At 55.3% G+C, this 15,767-nt stretch carries 12 protein-coding genes, 1 tRNA gene and 1 pseudogene; all 14 read right to left on the reverse strand.

What is annotated here, in order from left to right; translation table 11 throughout:
• A partial coding sequence (locus tag AACY19_RS26290) for a GTP-binding protein (protein ID WP_339454436.1) occupies nt 1-232 on the reverse strand: 232 nt, incomplete at its 3' end.
• Nucleotides 233-263: 31 nt separating this feature from the next.
• The gene (gene fusA, locus AACY19_RS26295) at nt 264-2,369 is read right to left on the reverse strand and encodes an elongation factor G (protein ID WP_339454437.1); all 2,106 of its coding nucleotides are present in this window, start codon (nt 2,367-2,369) and stop codon (nt 264-266) included.
• A 30-nt stretch (nt 2,370-2,399) separates the two neighbouring features.
• On the reverse strand, nt 2,400-2,873 hold the full coding sequence (gene rpsG / locus AACY19_RS26300; RefSeq protein ID WP_007916467.1) for a 30S ribosomal protein S7: 474 nt from the start codon (nt 2,871-2,873) through the stop codon (nt 2,400-2,402).
• 107 nt (nt 2,874-2,980) lie between these two features.
• The gene (rpsL, locus tag AACY19_RS26305) at nt 2,981-3,352 is read right to left on the reverse strand and encodes a 30S ribosomal protein S12 (protein ID WP_003186084.1); all 372 of its coding nucleotides are present in this window, start codon (nt 3,350-3,352) and stop codon (nt 2,981-2,983) included.
• Between the two features lie 215 nt (nt 3,353-3,567).
• The gene (gene rpoC / locus AACY19_RS26310) at nt 3,568-7,767 is read right to left on the reverse strand and encodes a DNA-directed RNA polymerase subunit beta' (RefSeq protein ID WP_339454438.1); all 4,200 of its coding nucleotides are present in this window, start codon (nt 7,765-7,767) and stop codon (nt 3,568-3,570) included.
• Between the two features lie 64 nt (nt 7,768-7,831).
• Nucleotides 7,832-11,905: a DNA-directed RNA polymerase subunit beta gene (rpoB, locus tag AACY19_RS26315; RefSeq protein ID WP_123448314.1), complete on the reverse strand. Its 4,074-nt coding sequence runs from the start codon at nt 11,903-11,905 to the stop codon at nt 7,832-7,834.
• A 221-nt stretch (nt 11,906-12,126) separates the two neighbouring features.
• Entirely contained in the window at nt 12,127-12,492 is a 366-nt protein-coding gene (gene rplL / locus AACY19_RS26320; protein ID WP_003228750.1) for a 50S ribosomal protein L7/L12, read from the reverse strand.
• Between the two features lie 74 nt (nt 12,493-12,566).
• Nucleotides 12,567-13,067 (reverse strand): 50S ribosomal protein L10, encoded by a 501-nt coding sequence (gene rplJ / locus AACY19_RS26325; protein WP_008081912.1) that lies wholly within the window; start codon nt 13,065-13,067, stop codon nt 12,567-12,569.
• Nucleotides 13,068-13,264: 197 nt separating this feature from the next.
• Nucleotides 13,265-13,960 (reverse strand): 50S ribosomal protein L1, encoded by a 696-nt coding sequence (rplA, locus tag AACY19_RS26330; protein WP_024014523.1) that lies wholly within the window; start codon nt 13,958-13,960, stop codon nt 13,265-13,267.
• Nucleotides 13,960-14,391 carry a 50S ribosomal protein L11 gene (gene rplK / locus AACY19_RS26335; RefSeq protein ID WP_003228756.1) on the reverse strand — a complete coding sequence of 144 codons (432 nt, stop codon included), beginning with the start codon at nt 14,389-14,391 and terminating at the stop codon, nt 13,960-13,962. Before rplK ends, rplA begins: the two co-directional genes overlap by 1 nt.
• Before the next feature lie 117 nt (nt 14,392-14,508).
• Nucleotides 14,509-15,042, reverse strand: a complete 534-nt coding sequence (gene nusG / locus AACY19_RS26340) for a transcription termination/antitermination protein NusG (protein WP_007957598.1) — start codon at nt 15,040-15,042, stop codon at nt 14,509-14,511.
• A gap of 9 nt (nt 15,043-15,051) precedes the next feature.
• Nucleotides 15,052-15,420, reverse strand: coding sequence for a preprotein translocase subunit SecE (gene secE, locus AACY19_RS26345; RefSeq protein ID WP_339454439.1), 369 nt, complete (start codon nt 15,418-15,420; stop codon nt 15,052-15,054).
• A 45-nt stretch (nt 15,421-15,465) separates the two neighbouring features.
• A tRNA-Trp gene (locus tag AACY19_RS26350) sits at nt 15,466-15,541 on the reverse strand.
• 53 nt (nt 15,542-15,594) lie between these two features.
• Nucleotides 15,595-15,767, reverse strand: a pseudogene (locus tag AACY19_RS26355) (hypothetical protein); the annotation flags it as partial.

Here is a 15,767-nt window from a genome sequence, read left to right on the forward strand (position 1 = left end):
CGTAGTGACGAATAGTCGAGTTGTACTCAACGTGAGCGGTGTTGATGGTGATACCGCGAGCTTTTTCTTCTGGTGCGCTGTCGATCTTGTCGAAGTCAACGATTGCGGAACCGAAAACTTCGGAGCAAACGCGAGTCAGAGCAGCAGTCAGAGTGGTTTTACCGTGGTCAACGTGACCGATGGTGCCAACGTTGACGTGCGGTAGGGAACGATCAAATTTTTCTTTAGCCACGACAATTAACTCCTAGCCTAAAGGGGCTGAATCAGCCTTGTTTTTTGGTTACGGATTCGACGATGTGCGACGGAGCCGTATCGTATTTTTTGAATTCCATAGAGTAGCTTGCGCGACCCTGGGACATGGAACGAACATCGGTCGCATAACCGAACATCTCACCCAGCGGAACTTCGGCACGGATAACCTTGCCGGACACTGTGTCTTCCATACCCTGGATCATGCCGCGACGACGGTTAAGGTCGCCCATCACATCACCCATATAGTCTTCAGGCGTAACAACCTCTACCGCCATGATCGGCTCGAGCAACTCACCACCACCCTTCTGGGCCAGTTGCTTGGTCGCCATGGAAGCAGCCACCTTAAACGCCATCTCGTTGGAGTCGACGTCGTGGTAAGAACCATCGAACACGGTAGCCTTCAGGCCGATCAGCGGATAGCCGGCAACAACGCCGTTCTTCATCTGCTCTTCGATACCCTTCTGGATAGCCGGGATGTATTCCTTAGGAACCACACCACCTACAACTTCGTTCACGAATTGCAGACCTTCCTGACCTTCGACAGCAGGAGCAAAACGAATCCAGCAGTGACCGAACTGGCCGCGACCACCGGACTGACGAACGAACTTGCCTTCGATTTCACAGTTCTTCGTGATGCGCTCACGATACGAAACCTGAGGCTTGCCGATGTTGGCTTCGACGTTGAACTCACGGCGCATCCGATCAACCAGGATGTCCAGGTGCAGCTCGCCCATGCCAGAGATGATCGTTTGACCAGTCTCTTCATCAGTTTTAACGCGGAAAGACGGGTCTTCCTGAGCAAGTTTGCCCAGAGCGATACCCATTTTTTCCTGGTCATCCTTGGTCTTAGGCTCTACGGCAACCGAAATAACCGGCTCCGGGAAGTCCATGCGAACCAGAATGATTGGCTTGTCAGCGTTGCAGAGGGTTTCACCAGTGGTGACGTCCTTCATGCCGATCAGGGCCGCGATGTCGCCAGCGCGCACTTCCTTGATCTCTTCACGGGCGTTTGCGTGCATTTGCACCATACGACCCACGCGCTCTTTCTTGCCTTTAACCGAGTTGATTACGCCGTCGCCGGAGTTCAACACGCCCGAGTAAACACGGACGAAGGTCAAGGTACCCACGAATGGGTCGGTAGCGATTTTGAACGCCAGAGCAGCAAACGGCTCGTCATCACTTGCGTGACGCTCCATTTCCTCTTCCTCGTTATCAGGATTGGAGCCCTTGATAGCAGGAATATCGGTAGGAGCAGGCAAGAAGTCGATAACGGCGTCGAGAACCAGGGGAACGCCCTTGTTCTTGAACGAAGAACCGCAAACAGCCAGAACGATTTCGCCGGCGATAGTACGCTGACGCAAAGCAGCTTTGATCTCTTCGATCGACAGCTCTTCACCTTCCAGGTACTTGTTCATCAGCTCTTCGCTGGCTTCAGCAGCAGCCTCAACCATGTTGTTGCGCCACTCATCAGCCAGCTCTTGGAGCTCAGCAGGAATGTCCTTGCGAACAGGGACCATACCTTTATCAGAGTCGTTCCAGTAGACAGCTTGCATGTTGATCAGATCGATCTGACCCTGGAAGTTGTCTTCGGAACCGATAGCCAACTGGATCGGCACCGGAGTGTGACCCAGACGCTGCTTGATCTGACCGATCACGCGCAGGAAGTTGGCACCAGCACGGTCCATCTTGTTTACGTAAACAAGACGTGGAACGCCGTATTTGTTGGCTTGACGCCATACGGTTTCCGACTGCGGTTCAACACCCGAAGTACCACAGAACACAACGACAGCGCCGTCGAGTACACGCAGGGAACGCTCAACTTCAATGGTGAAGTCTACGTGGCCCGGGGTATCGATTACGTTGAAGCGGTGCTCATGCGGGTACTGCTTCTCGGAACCTTTCCAGAAGGCGGTAATAGCAGCAGAAGTAATGGTAATACCACGCTCCTGCTCCTGCACCATCCAGTCTGTGGTCGCGGCGCCATCATGCACCTCGCCCATTTTGTGACTTTTGCCGGTGTAAAAAAGGACGCGCTCGGTGGTGGTAGTTTTACCAGCATCCACGTGAGCGACGATACCGATGTTACGGTAGCGGCCAATCGGAGTAGTACGAGCCATAAAGCCCTCGCAAAATTAGTGAAGCTAAAATTAGAAGCGGTAGTGCGAGAAAGCTTTGTTGGCTTCAGCCATACGGTGCACGTCTTCACGCTTCTTAACAGCAGCACCTTTGCCTTCAGCAGCATCCAGCAGTTCGCCAGCCAAACGCAGAGCCATAGACTTCTCGCCACGCTTACGGGCGAAGTCTACCAACCAGCGCATTGCCAGAGCGTTACGACGGGAAGGACGAACCTCGACCGGAACCTGGTAAGTAGCACCACCAACGCGGCGCGACTTCACTTCGACCAGCGGAGCGATGGCGTCGAGTGCTTTTTCGAAGAGTTCCAGGGGATCGGTGCCAGCCTTACGGGTCGCAACGGTTTCCAGGGCACCATAAACGATACGCTCGGCAACGGCTTTCTTGCCGCTTTCCATAACGTGGTTCATGAATTTGGCGAGGATCTGGCTTCCGTATTTCGGATCGTCCAGAATCTCACGCTTTGCTGCTACGCGACGTCTTGGCATGATAAGCCCTCAAGCGGTCTTCAGGTTAGCTCGGGACAGATCCAATGGATGCGCGCCCGACCTTACTCTTATCGACTCAATAAAATGAAAATCTGCAAAACGGCCGATTACTTCGGACGCTTGGTACCGTACTTCGAACGACCCTGGTTACGGCCTTTAACGCCGGAAGTATCCAAGGAGCCGCGAACGGTGTGGTAACGAACACCTGGCAAGTCTTTTACACGACCGCCGCGGATCAGTACCACGCTGTGCTCTTGCAGGTTGTGACCTTCACCACCGATGTACGAGGAAACCTCGAAACCGTTGGTCAGGCGCACACGGCATACTTTACGCAGTGCCGAGTTAGGTTTTTTCGGCGTAGTGGTGTACACACGGGTGCACACGCCACGACGTTGCGGGCAGTTCTGCAGCGCAGGCACGTCGGATTTCTCGACGATACGCTTACGCGGCTGACGTACCAGCTGGTTGATAGTTGCCATCTACTAGCTCCACTGTTGTCTTGCGACGCTATTGTCTTGCAAGAAAAGCAAAATGGCAGGAACGAATTCCCGCCAAATTTAGGGGATCAAGAGTCTAAAGAGGATCTTGCCCCCAGTCAAGGCAAGGCCCCGACCTCCCCGCCCGTCGGACCTTGACAATATGTCTCGATTCGACGAACGGAGCGATCAGGGCCTCAGCTCATTTACCGCAGAACTCAGTTACCGCTCGAGTTCAGCGCTTCGGTCAGTGCAGCTTCCACTTCACTGGCGCTTACGCGCAACGGCTTGTCAGCATCACGACGACGCTTACGCTCGCTGTGATACGCCAGACCGGTACCAGCCGGGATCAGACGACCCACGACTACGTTTTCTTTCAGGCCGCGCAGGTAATCGCGCTTGCCGGTGACTGCCGCTTCGGTCAGTACACGGGTGGTTTCCTGGAAGGAAGCCGCCGAGATGAACGATTCGGTGGACAACGACGCCTTGGTGATACCCAGCAGAACGCGAGTGAACTTGGAGACAAACTTGTCTTCCGCGCCCAGACGCTCGTTCTCTACCAGTACGTGAGTCAGTTCCATCTGGTCGCCCTTGATGAAGCTGGAATCGCCGGACTCGGAGATCTCAACTTTACGCAGCATCTGACGCAGGATGGTCTCGATGTGCTTATCGTTGATCTTCACGCCTTGCAGACGGTAAACGTCCTGGATCTCGTTGACGATGTACTTGGCCAGCGCGCTCACACCCAGCAAACGCAGGATGTCGTGCGGATCGCTTGGACCGTCGGAGATAACTTCGCCGCGGTTTACCTGTTCGCCTTCGAACACGTTCAGGTGACGCCACTTCGGAATCAGCTCTTCATACGGATCGCTACCGTCGTTCGGGGTAATAACCAGACGGCGCTTGCCTTTGGTTTCTTTACCGAACGCGATGGTGCCGCTGACTTCAGCCAGAATCGACGCCTCTTTCGGACGACGAGCTTCGAACAAGTCGGCAACACGCGGCAGACCACCGGTGATGTCGCGGGTCTTCGAAGTTTCTTGCGGGATACGAGCGATAACATCACCGATCGCAATCTTCGCACCGTCAGCCACACCGACCAGGGCGTTGGCTGGCAGGAAGTACTGAGCGATAACGTCAGTGCCTGGCAGCAACAGATCCTTGCCGTTGTCGTCAACCATCTTCACTGCTGGGCGGATTTCCTTACCGGCAGCTGGACGATCTTTCGCGTCGAGTACTTCAATGTTGGTCATACCGGTCAATTCGTCAGTCTGACGCTTGATCGTGATGCCTTCTTCCATGCCCACGTAGGTCACGGTACCTTTCATTTCGGTAACGATCGGGTGAGTGTGCGGATCCCACTTGGCCACGATTGCGCCAGCGTCGACCTTGTCACCTTCTTTAACCGAAATCACGGCACCGTACGGCAGCTTGTAGCGCTCGCGCTCACGACCGAAGTCATCAGCGATTGCCAGCTCACCGGAACGGGACACAGCAACCAGGTGGCCATCCACCCGCTCAACGTGCTTCAGGTTGTGCAGACGGACGGTACCGCCATTCTTCACCTGAACGCTGTCGGCAGCGGAAGTACGGCTTGCCGCACCACCGATGTGGAACGTACGCATCGTCAGCTGGGTACCCGGCTCACCGATGGACTGGGCAGCGATAACGCCGACCGCTTCACCGATGTTCACCTGGTGACCACGAGCCAGATCACGGCCGTAACACTTGGCGCAAATGCCATAGCGGGTTTCGCAACTGATCGGCGAACGCACGATCACTTCGTCGATGCTGTTCAGCTCGATGAACTCAACCCACTTCTCGTCTACCAGAGTGCCGGCAGGAACGATAACGTCCTCGGTACCTGGCTTGAATACGTCACGGGCAATAACACGACCCAATACGCGCTCACCCAACGGCTCTACAACGTCACCGCCTTCAATGTGCGGAGTCATCAGCAGACCGTGTTCGGTGCCGCAATCGATCTCGGTTACAACCAGATCCTGCGCCACGTCTACCAGACGACGAGTCAGGTAACCGGAGTTCGCAGTTTTCAACGCGGTATCCGCCAGACCTTTACGAGCACCGTGAGTCGAGATGAAGTACTGAAGTACGCTCAAACCTTCACGGAAGTTCGCAGTAATCGGCGTTTCAATGATGGAACCGTCGGGCTTGGCCATCAGACCACGCATACCGGCCAGCTGACGAATCTGTGCTGCGGAACCCCGCGCACCCGAGTCGGCCATCATGTACATCGAGTTGAAAGACTCTTGGTCGACTTCAACGCCATGACGGTCGATAACCTTCTCTTTCGAGAGGTTGGCCATCATAGCCTTGGAAACTTCGTCGTTCGCTTTCGACCAAAGGTCGATCACCTTGTTGTACTTCTCGCCCTGGGTTACCAGGCCGGAGGCGTACTGGCTCTCGATCTCTTTCACTTCGTCGGTGGCAGCACCGATGATGCGGGCTTTCTCGTCCGGGATAACGAAGTCGTTAACACCGATGGAAACGCCGGAGATGGTCGAGTAAGCGAAACCGGTGTACATCAACTGGTCAGCGAAGATCACGGTCTCTTTCAGACCAACCACGCGGTAGCACTGGTTGATCAGCTTGGAGATCGCCTTTTTCTTCATCGGCAGGTTGACGACATCAAACGACAGACCTTTTGGCACAACCTGGAACAGCAGCGCACGGCCGACAGTGGTGTCGACGATACGGGTACCGCTCACGCTGTTGCCGTCACGGTCGTTGACGGTTTCGTTGATACGTACTTTAACCTTGGCGTGCAGTGCGGCTTCGCCGGCACGGAACACACGGTCAACTTCCTGCAGATCCGCGAATACACGACCTTCGCCTTTGGCGTTGATCGCTTCACGAGTCATGTAGTACAGACCCAATACAACGTCCTGCGACGGAACGATGATTGGCTCACCGTTGGCTGGCGACAGAATGTTGTTGGTCGACATCATCAACGCACGCGCTTCGAGCTGGGCTTCCAGCGTCAGCGGTACGTGCACGGCCATTTGGTCGCCGTCGAAGTCGGCGTTGTACGCGGCGCAGACCAGAGGGTGCAGCTGGATAGCCTTACCTTCGATCAGTACTGGTTCAAACGCCTGGATACCCAGACGGTGAAGGGTCGGTGCACGGTTGAGAAGAACCGGGTGTTCGCGAATCACTTCAGCGAGAACGTCCCAAACCTCTGGCAGTTCGCGCTCGACCATTTTCTTGGCCGCTTTGATGGTGGTCGCGAGACCACGCATTTCGAGCTTGCCGAAAATGAACGGTTTGAACAGTTCGAGAGCCATCTTCTTCGGCAAACCGCACTGATGCAGACGCAGGGTCGGGCCTACGGTAATTACCGAACGACCGGAGTAGTCAACACGCTTACCAAGCAAGTTCTGACGGAAACGACCCTGCTTACCCTTGATCATGTCAGCCAGGGATTTCAGAGGACGCTTGTTCGAACCAGTGATAGCGCGGCCACGACGACCGTTGTCGAGCAGAGCATCGACAGCTTCCTGCAACATACGCTTTTCGTTGCGCACAATGATGTCCGGGGCGGACAGATCCAGCAGGCGCTTCAAACGGTTGTTACGGTTGATCACTCGACGATACAGATCGTTGAGGTCGGAAGTCGCGAAACGACCGCCATCCAGCGGGACCAGTGGACGCAGATCTGGCGGCAGAACCGGCAGAACGGTCAGCACCATCCACTCTGGCAGGTTGCCGGAACCCTGGAAGGCTTCCATCAACTTCAGACGTTTGGACAGCTTCTTGATCTTGGTTTCGGAGTTGGTTTGCGGAATCTCTTCACGCAGACGGCCAATCTCGTGTTCCAGGTCGATAGCGTGCAGCAGTTCACGGACAGCTTCAGCACCCATGCGGGCGTCGAAGTCATCACCGAACTCTTCCAGCGCTTCGAAGTACTGCTCGTCGTTCAGCAGCTGACCTTTTTCAAGGGTGGTCATGCCTGGATCGATAACGACATAGCTCTCGAAGTAGAGAACGCGTTCGATATCACGCAGGGTCATGTCCATCAGCAGGCCGATACGGGACGGCAGCGATTTCAGGAACCAGATGTGGGCAACCGGCGAAGCCAGTTCGATGTGCGCCATGCGCTCACGACGAACCTTGGCCAGTGCAACTTCAACGCCGCACTTCTCGCAGATCACACCACGGTGCTTCAAGCGCTTGTACTTACCGCACAGGCACTCGTAATCCTTTACCGGGCCAAAGATCTTGGCGCAGAACAGACCGTCACGCTCAGGTTTGAACGTACGGTAGTTAATGGTTTCCGGCTTTTTAACTTCACCGAACGACCACGAGCGGATCATCTCAGGCGAGGCCAATCCGATACGGATGGCGTCGAACTCTTCGACTTGACCCTGGTTTTTCAGCAAATTCAGTAGGTCTTTCAAGGCCTTTCCTCCTGGCGGAGCAGAGAGCGGGCAATCCTGCCCCGCTCTCGATTCGCGTCACGTGTTATTCGGTTTCCAGATCGATATCGATGCCGAGGGAACGAATTTCCTTGATCAACACGTTGAAGGACTCGGGCATGCCCGGCTCCATACGGTGATCGCCATCCACGATGTTTTTGTACATCTTGGTACGGCCGTTCACATCGTCCGACTTCACTGTGAGCATTTCTTGCAGAGTGTAAGCAGCACCGTATGCTTCCAGTGCCCAGACCTCCATCTCCCCGAAACGCTGACCACCGAACTGCGCCTTACCACCCAGCGGCTGCTGGGTAACCAGGCTGTACGAACCGGTAGAACGCGCGTGCATCTTGTCGTCTACCAAGTGGTTCAGCTTCAGCATGTACATGTAGCCAACGGTAACTGGACGCTCGAACTTGTTGCCGGTACGGCCGTCAGTCAGCTGCATCTGGCCGCTTTCCGGCAGGTCTGCCAGTTTCAGCATGGCCTTGATTTCGCTTTCCTTGGCGCCGTCGAACACCGGGGTGGCCATTGGAACACCGCCACGCAGGTTCTTCGCCAGATCCAGGATTTCCTGATCGGAGAAGCTGTCCAGATCTTCGTTACGACCGCCGATCTGGTTGTAGATCTCGTCCAGGAAGGTGCGCAGTTCAGCGACTTTACGCTGCTCTTCGACCATCCGGTTGATCTTCTCGCCCAGACCTTTGGCCGCGAGGCCCAAGTGGGTTTCAAGGATCTGACCAACGTTCATACGCGAAGGTACGCCCAGCGGGTTGAGGACCACGTCGACCGGGGTGCCATTGGCATCGTGCGGCATGTCTTCAACCGGCATGATCACGGAGACCACACCCTTGTTACCGTGACGACCGGCCATCTTGTCGCCCGGCTGGATGCGACGACGGATTGCCAGGTAAACCTTGACGATTTTCAGCACGCCTGGAGCCAGGTCATCGCCCTGCTGCAGTTTGCGCTTCTTGTCTTCGAACTTGTCGTCCAGCAGACGGCGGCGATCAACGATGTAGGCCTGAGCCTTCTCGAGCTGCTCGTTCAGAGCATCTTCAGCCATGCGCAGTTTGAACCACTGACCATGCTCAAGACCGTCGAGAACTTCGTCGGTGATGTCCTGACCTTTCTTCAGACCTGCGCCGCCTTCAGCCTTGTGGCCTACCAGTGCGGAACGCAGACGTTCGAAAGTCGCGCCTTCAACGATACGGAACTCTTCGTTCAGATCCTTGCGGATCTCGTCCAGCTGGGACTTCTCGATCGACAGAGCACGAGCATCACGCTCAACGCCGTCGCGAGTGAAGACCTGTACGTCGATGACAGTACCTTTGGTACCGGTAGGTACACGCAGGGAGGTGTCTTTAACATCGCTGGCTTTTTCACCGAAGATTGCACGCAGCAGTTTTTCTTCCGGAGTCAGCTGGGTCTCGCCTTTCGGAGTGACCTTGCCCACGAGGATGTCGCCTGCGCCAACCTCAGCACCTACATAAACGATACCGGCTTCGTCCAGTTTGTTCAGTGCAGCTTCACCCACGTTAGGGATGTCCGCAGTGATTTCCTCTGGGCCAAGCTTGGTGTCACGGGCCACACAGGTCAGTTCCTGAATGTGGATCGTGGTGAAACGGTCTTCCTGAACTACACGCTCGGACAGGCAGATGGAGTCTTCGAAGTTGAAGCCGTTCCATGCCATGAACGCGATACGCATGTTCTGCCCCAGCGCCAGTTCACCCATGTCGGTGGACGGGCCGTCGGCCATGATGTCGCTACGCTGAACGCGATCACCCTTGCTCACCAGCGGACGCTGGTTGATGCAGGTGTTCTGGTTCGAGCGGGTGTATTTGGTCAGGTTGTAGATGTCGACACCAGCTTCGCCGGTTTCAACTTCATCATCAGCAACACGAACCACAATACGGCTTGCGTCGACGGAGTCGATCACGCCGCCACGACGAGCCACGACGCAAACGCCGGAGTCACGGGCTACGTTACGCTCCATGCCGGTACCTACCAGCGGCTTGTCAGCGCGCAGGGTTGGTACAGCTTGACGCTGCATGTTCGAACCCATCAACGCACGGTTGGCGTCGTCGTGCTCGAGGAACGGAATCAGCGACGCAGCAACCGAAACTACCTGCTTCGGCGAAACGTCCATCAAGGTGACTTCTTCAGGCGCCTTGACGGTGAATTCGTTCAGGTGACGCACGGCTACCAGTTCGTCGATCAGGACTTTCTGGTCGTTCATGGTCGCCGAAGCCTGCGCGATCACGTGATCGGCCTCTTCAATAGCGGACAGGAACACGATCTCGTCGGTGACCACACCCTCTTTCACCACGCGGTACGGGCTTTCCAGGAAGCCGTACTGGTTAGTGCGAGCGTAGGCAGCCAGGGAGTTGATCAGACCGATGTTCGGACCTTCCGGCGTTTCAATCGGGCATACACGACCGTAGTGAGTCGGGTGTACGTCACGGACTTCAAAACCAGCGCGCTCACGAGTCAGACCGCCAGGGCCGAGTGCAGAGACGCGACGCTTGTGGGTGATCTCGGACAGCGGGTTGTTCTGGTCCATGAACTGCGAGAGCTGGCTGGAACCGAAGAACTCTTTCACCGCCGCAGCCACTGGCTTGGCGTTGATCAGGTCTTGCGGCATCAGGCCTTCGCTTTCAGCCATCGACAGACGCTCTTTGACCGCACGCTCAACACGTACCAGGCCAACGCGGAACTGGTTCTCGGCCATTTCGCCTACGCAGCGAACACGACGGTTACCCAGGTGGTCGATGTCATCGACGATGCCTTTACCGTTACGGATGTCGACCAGGGTCTTCAGTACCGCGACGATGTCTTCCTTGCACAGCACGCCCGAACCTTCGATCTCGGTACGACCGATACGACGGTTGAACTTCATCCGGCCGACCGCAGACAGGTCATAGCGCTCAGGGCTGAAGAACAGGTTGTTGAACAGGGTTTCGGCAGCGTCTTTGGTTGGCGGCTCGCCTGGACGCATCATGCGATAGATCTCGACCAGCGCTTCCAATTGGTTGCTGGTGGAGTCGATCTTCAGCGTGTCGGAGACGAACGGACCGCAATCGATGTCGTTGGTGTACAGAGTCTCGATACGAACAACGCCAGCCTTGGCAATTTTTGCCAGGACTTCGGTGTTCAGCTCGGTGTTGCACTCTGCCAGGATTTCGCCGGTAGCCGGGTGCACGATCACCTTGGCGGTAGTACGGCCCAGAACGTAGTCCAGAGGTACTTCCAGGGTCTTGATGCCAGCTTTTTCGATCTGGTTGATGTGGCGCGCGGTGATACGGCGGCCCGCTTCAACAATGACCTTGCCCTTCTCGTCCTGAATATCCAGAACCGCAATTTCACCACGCAGGCGCGATGGCACCAGTTCCAGGCTGAGGGTTTCGCCGCTCAGGTGGAAGACGTTGGTGGTGTAGAACGCGTCCAGCACTTCTTCAGTGGTATAGCCGAGCGCGCGCAGCAGTACCGATGCTGGCAGCTTGCGACGACGATCGATACGCACGAATACGCAGTCTTTCGGGTCGAACTCGAAGTCCAGCCACGAGCCGCGGTACGGAATGATGCGCGCGGAGTACAGCAGTTTGCCGGAGCTGTGCGTCTTGCCGCGGTCGTGGTCGAAGAACACGCCCGGGGAACGGTGCAGCTGGGAAACGATAACACGCTCGGTACCGTTGATTACGAAGGTACCGTTCTCAGTCATCAGGGGAATTTCACCCATGTAGACTTCTTGCTCTTTGATGTCCTTGATCGCTTTGTTCGACGACTCTTTGTCGAAAATGATCAGGCGCACTTTTACCCGCAAAGGTACGGCGAAAGTTACACCGCGCAATACGCATTCTTTGACATCAAATGCCGGTTCGCCCAGGCGATAACCGACGTACTCCAGCGCAGCATTGCCGGAGTAGCTGATGATCGGGAAAACGGATTTGAAGGCCGCATGCAGGCCCACGTCGCGGAACTGATCTTTAGTCGCTCCCGCTTGCAAGAATTCACGATACGAATCCAGCTGGATGGCCAGGAGGTAAGGCACATCCATGACGTCCGGCAACTTGCTAAAGTCCTTGCGGATACGTTTTTTCTCAGTATATGAGTAAGCCATCAGCGTTCCCCAGCTTGGTCACCTGCTTGTTTGGCCCCTCCCGACGGGAGCAGCCAGAAAATCGTGCAAACCCCATGGTTTGCTCCACCACATCGGGTGGTTACAGCGCCCTTATCAGCACCGACCCAGTCGGCTGCCAATAACGGAAAAAGGCCGGTGGCAAGAGCCACCAGCCATCAGCCTGTCGCTTGACGCTCGGGCTGGAGGAGCAAAGTCGATGCTTACTTCAGCTCGACTTTAGCGCCTGCTTCTTCCAGCTTCTTCTTGGCGTCTTCAGCAGCTTCTTTCGAAACGCCTTCAGCTACAACCTGAGGAGCGCCGTCTACTTTCTCTTTGGCTTCTTTCAGGCCCAGACCGGTCAGTTCGCGAACTGCCTTGATCACGTTAACCTTCTTCTCGCCAGCTTCCAGCAGAACAACGTTGAACTCGGTTTGCTCTTCAACAACAGCGGCAGCAGCAGCTGGACCAGCCGAAGCAGCAGCAGCGGTAACACCGAAGGTTTCTTCCATCGCTTTGATCAGCTCAACGATTTCCACTACGGATTTCTGGCCGATTGCTTCGATGATTTGTTCGTTAGTCAGAGACATGACTCAATTCCTGAATTGGGGGACGGCCTACGCGACCATCGAAATAAACAAAAAACGCGAAAAGTTGACGAGCCTTAGGCTGCGGCAGCTTCTTTCTGGTCGCGAATTGCCGCCAGAGTACGAGCCAATTTGCTGGTAGCGCCTTGAATCACGCTCATCAACTGAGAAATTGCTTCGTCACGGGTCGGCAGAGTTGCCAGCACGTCGATCTGATTAGCTGCGAGGAACTTGCCCTCGAACGCAGCTGCCTTGATCTCGAACTTGTCCTGACCCTTGGCAAACTCTTTGAAGATGCGGGCAGCAGCGCCCGGATGTTCGTTCGAGAATGCAATCAGGGTCGGGCCGGTGAACACGTCATTGAGGACACTGTATTGAGTGTCAGCAACAGCGCGCTTGAGCAGGGTGTTACGTACAACACGTACGTAAACGCCAGCTTCACGAGCCTCTTTACGGAGTCCGGTCATTGCGCCTACTGTTACGCCACGTGCATCAACCACGACAGCGGACAGAGCGACTTTGGCAGCCTCGTTGACTTCAGCGACGATGGCCTTCTTGTCTTCGAGATTAATTGCCACGGGTTTAACTCCTGCTTGTTACCGTTTCACCTGGTCGAAACCGGATGTCGTTTTGGTGTCTGATTCGGTAAGGAACCGGGAGCACCATCTGCGTAGGCTGATGGTTTAAGGCTTGCGCCGCCTACGGTCTTGGATAGCCCCCGCCAGGCAGGGACCCCAATCTTTCAATTGGCGCTACGAGAGCGCCAACCTGTGTCTTACGCGTCCAGCGAGCTCTGGTCGATGACCAAACCTGGGCCCATAGTGGTGCTCAGAGTAACGCGCTTGACGTAAATACCTTTCGAGGAAGCTGGCTTGATACGCTTCAGATCAGCGATCAGCGCTTCAACGTTTTCCTTCAGCTTGACGGCGTCGAAGCCAATCTTGCCAACGGAAGTGTGGATGATGCCGTTTTTATCGGTGCGATAACGAACCTGACCAGCCTTGGCGTTTTTTACCGCGTTAGCTACGTCTGGAGTTACGGTGCCGACTTTCGGGTTAGGCATCAGACCACGTGGACCGAGAATCTGACCCAACTGGCCTACAACGCGCATTGCATCCGGGGATGCGATAACTACGTCATAGTTCAGGTCGCCGCCTTTCATTTCGGCAGCCAGGTCGTCCATACCTACACGGTCAGCGCCGGCAGCCAGAGCGGCCTCAGCAGCTGGCCCCTGGGTGAACACAGCAACGCGAACGGTCTTGCCAGTGCCGTGTGGCAGCACAGTAGCGCTACGAACAACCTGGTCAGATTTACGCGGGTCAACACCCAGGTTTACAGCAACGTCGAACGACTCGCTGAACTTGACAGTCGACAGCTCAGCCAGCAGAGCGGCGGCATCTACAATGTTGTAGGCCTTGCCTGCTTCGATTTTGCCGGCGATAGCCTTTTGACGCTTGGTCAGCTTAGCCATTACACACCCTCCACGTTAAGGCCCATGCTACGAGCAGAACCGGCGATAGTACGCACGGCTGCATCCATATCAGCTGCAGTCAGATCCGCGTTTTTGGTTTTCGCGATTTCTTCCAGCTGAGCACGGGTAACAGTGCCAACCTTAACGGTGTTCGGACGAGCGGAACCGCTGGTCAGACCTGCCGCCTTCTTCAGCAGAACCGAAGCAGGGGTGGATTTGGTTTCGAAAGTGAAACTACGGTCGCTGTAGACAGTAATGATCACTGGAGTCGGCAGACCCGCTTCAAGACCCTGAGTACGGGCGTTGAAAGCCTTGCAGAATTCCATGATGTTCACGCCATGCTGACCCAGAGCAGGACCAACAGGTGGACTTGGGTTAGCCTGAGCGGCCTTCACTTGCAGCTTGATGTAAGCGGTAATTTTTTTGGCCATGAGGCACTCCAATTACGGGTTCGAACGCCTCGGAAGGCTCCCCGGTTACTTGCGCGTTTATCCCAGTGACGACAAAACCCCACAGCCTAGGGCTGCGGGGTTGGGATGCTTGCTCAGCTAGACCTTTTCGACCTGACTGAACTCCAACTCTACCGGAGTAGAGCGACCGAAAATGAGCACTGCCACTTGGATCCGGCTCTTTTCGTAGTTAACTTCTTCAACAACGCCATTGAAATCAGCAAATGGACCGTCATTGACTCGCACCGTTTCACCTGGCTCGAAGAGAGTCTTCGGCTTAGGCTTGTCGCTACCATCAGCAACACGACGCAGAATTGCTTCCGCCTCTTTATCGGTGATTGGCGCAGGCTTATCGGCAGTACCGCCAATGAAACCCATCACCCGAGGAGTATCCTTGACCAAGTGCCAAGTACCCTCATTCATATCCATTTGGACCAGCACATAGCCCGGAAAGAACTTACGTTCGCTTTTGCGCTTCTGGCCATTACGCATCTCAACCACTTCTTCAGTGGGAACCAGAATCTCGCCGAAGCCATCTTCCATGCCAGCCAGCTTTACGCGCTCGATCAGCGAGCGCATCACATGCTTCTCGTAACCCGAGTAAGCATGCACAACATACCAACGCTTAGCCACGGGACACCCTTAGCCGACAATCAAGGAAACAAGCCAGCCGAGCAGGGAATCAAGCCCCCACAACAGCAACGCCATAACCAGAACAACAGCCACCACAATGAGGGTGGTCTGCGTAGTTTCTTGGCGAGTTGGCCAAACGACTTTACGAATCTCGGTGCGAGCTTCCTTAACCAGTACAAAGAAAGACTTGCCCTTCGCAGTCTGCAGGCCTACAAAGGCAGCTACAGCAGAAATGACAAGCAAAGCAAGTACACGGTACAGGATCGGCGAAGCAGAGTAATACTGATTGCCAACAACGCCAACAACCACCAAAGCGACAACTACAAGCCACTTGAGTAGATCGAAGCGAGAGCCTTGAGCTTCAGCTTTAGGAGTCATCTATGAAGATCCTGTGAAAAGAAAGCCAGACACACCAAGTGAATCTGGCAGGTCAGGAGGGAATCGAACCCCCAACCTACGGTTTTGGAGACCGTCGCTCTGCCAATTGAGCTACTGACCTAAAACAAAATCAGGCCGACCATTATGCCGGCCCGAAAAATACATTACAACCACTTACTCGATGATTTTGGCTACGACACCAGCGCCGACGGTACGACCACCTTCACGGATAGCGAAACGCAGACCATCTTCCATCGCGATGGTTTTGATCAGGGTAACAGTCATCTGAATGTTGTCACCTGGCATTACCATTTCAACGCCTTCTGGCAGCTCGCAGTTACCAGTCA

The organism is Pseudomonas sp. EA_5y_Pfl2_R50, from assembly GCF_963970475.1.
Lineage (GTDB): Bacteria > Pseudomonadota > Gammaproteobacteria > Pseudomonadales > Pseudomonadaceae > Aquipseudomonas.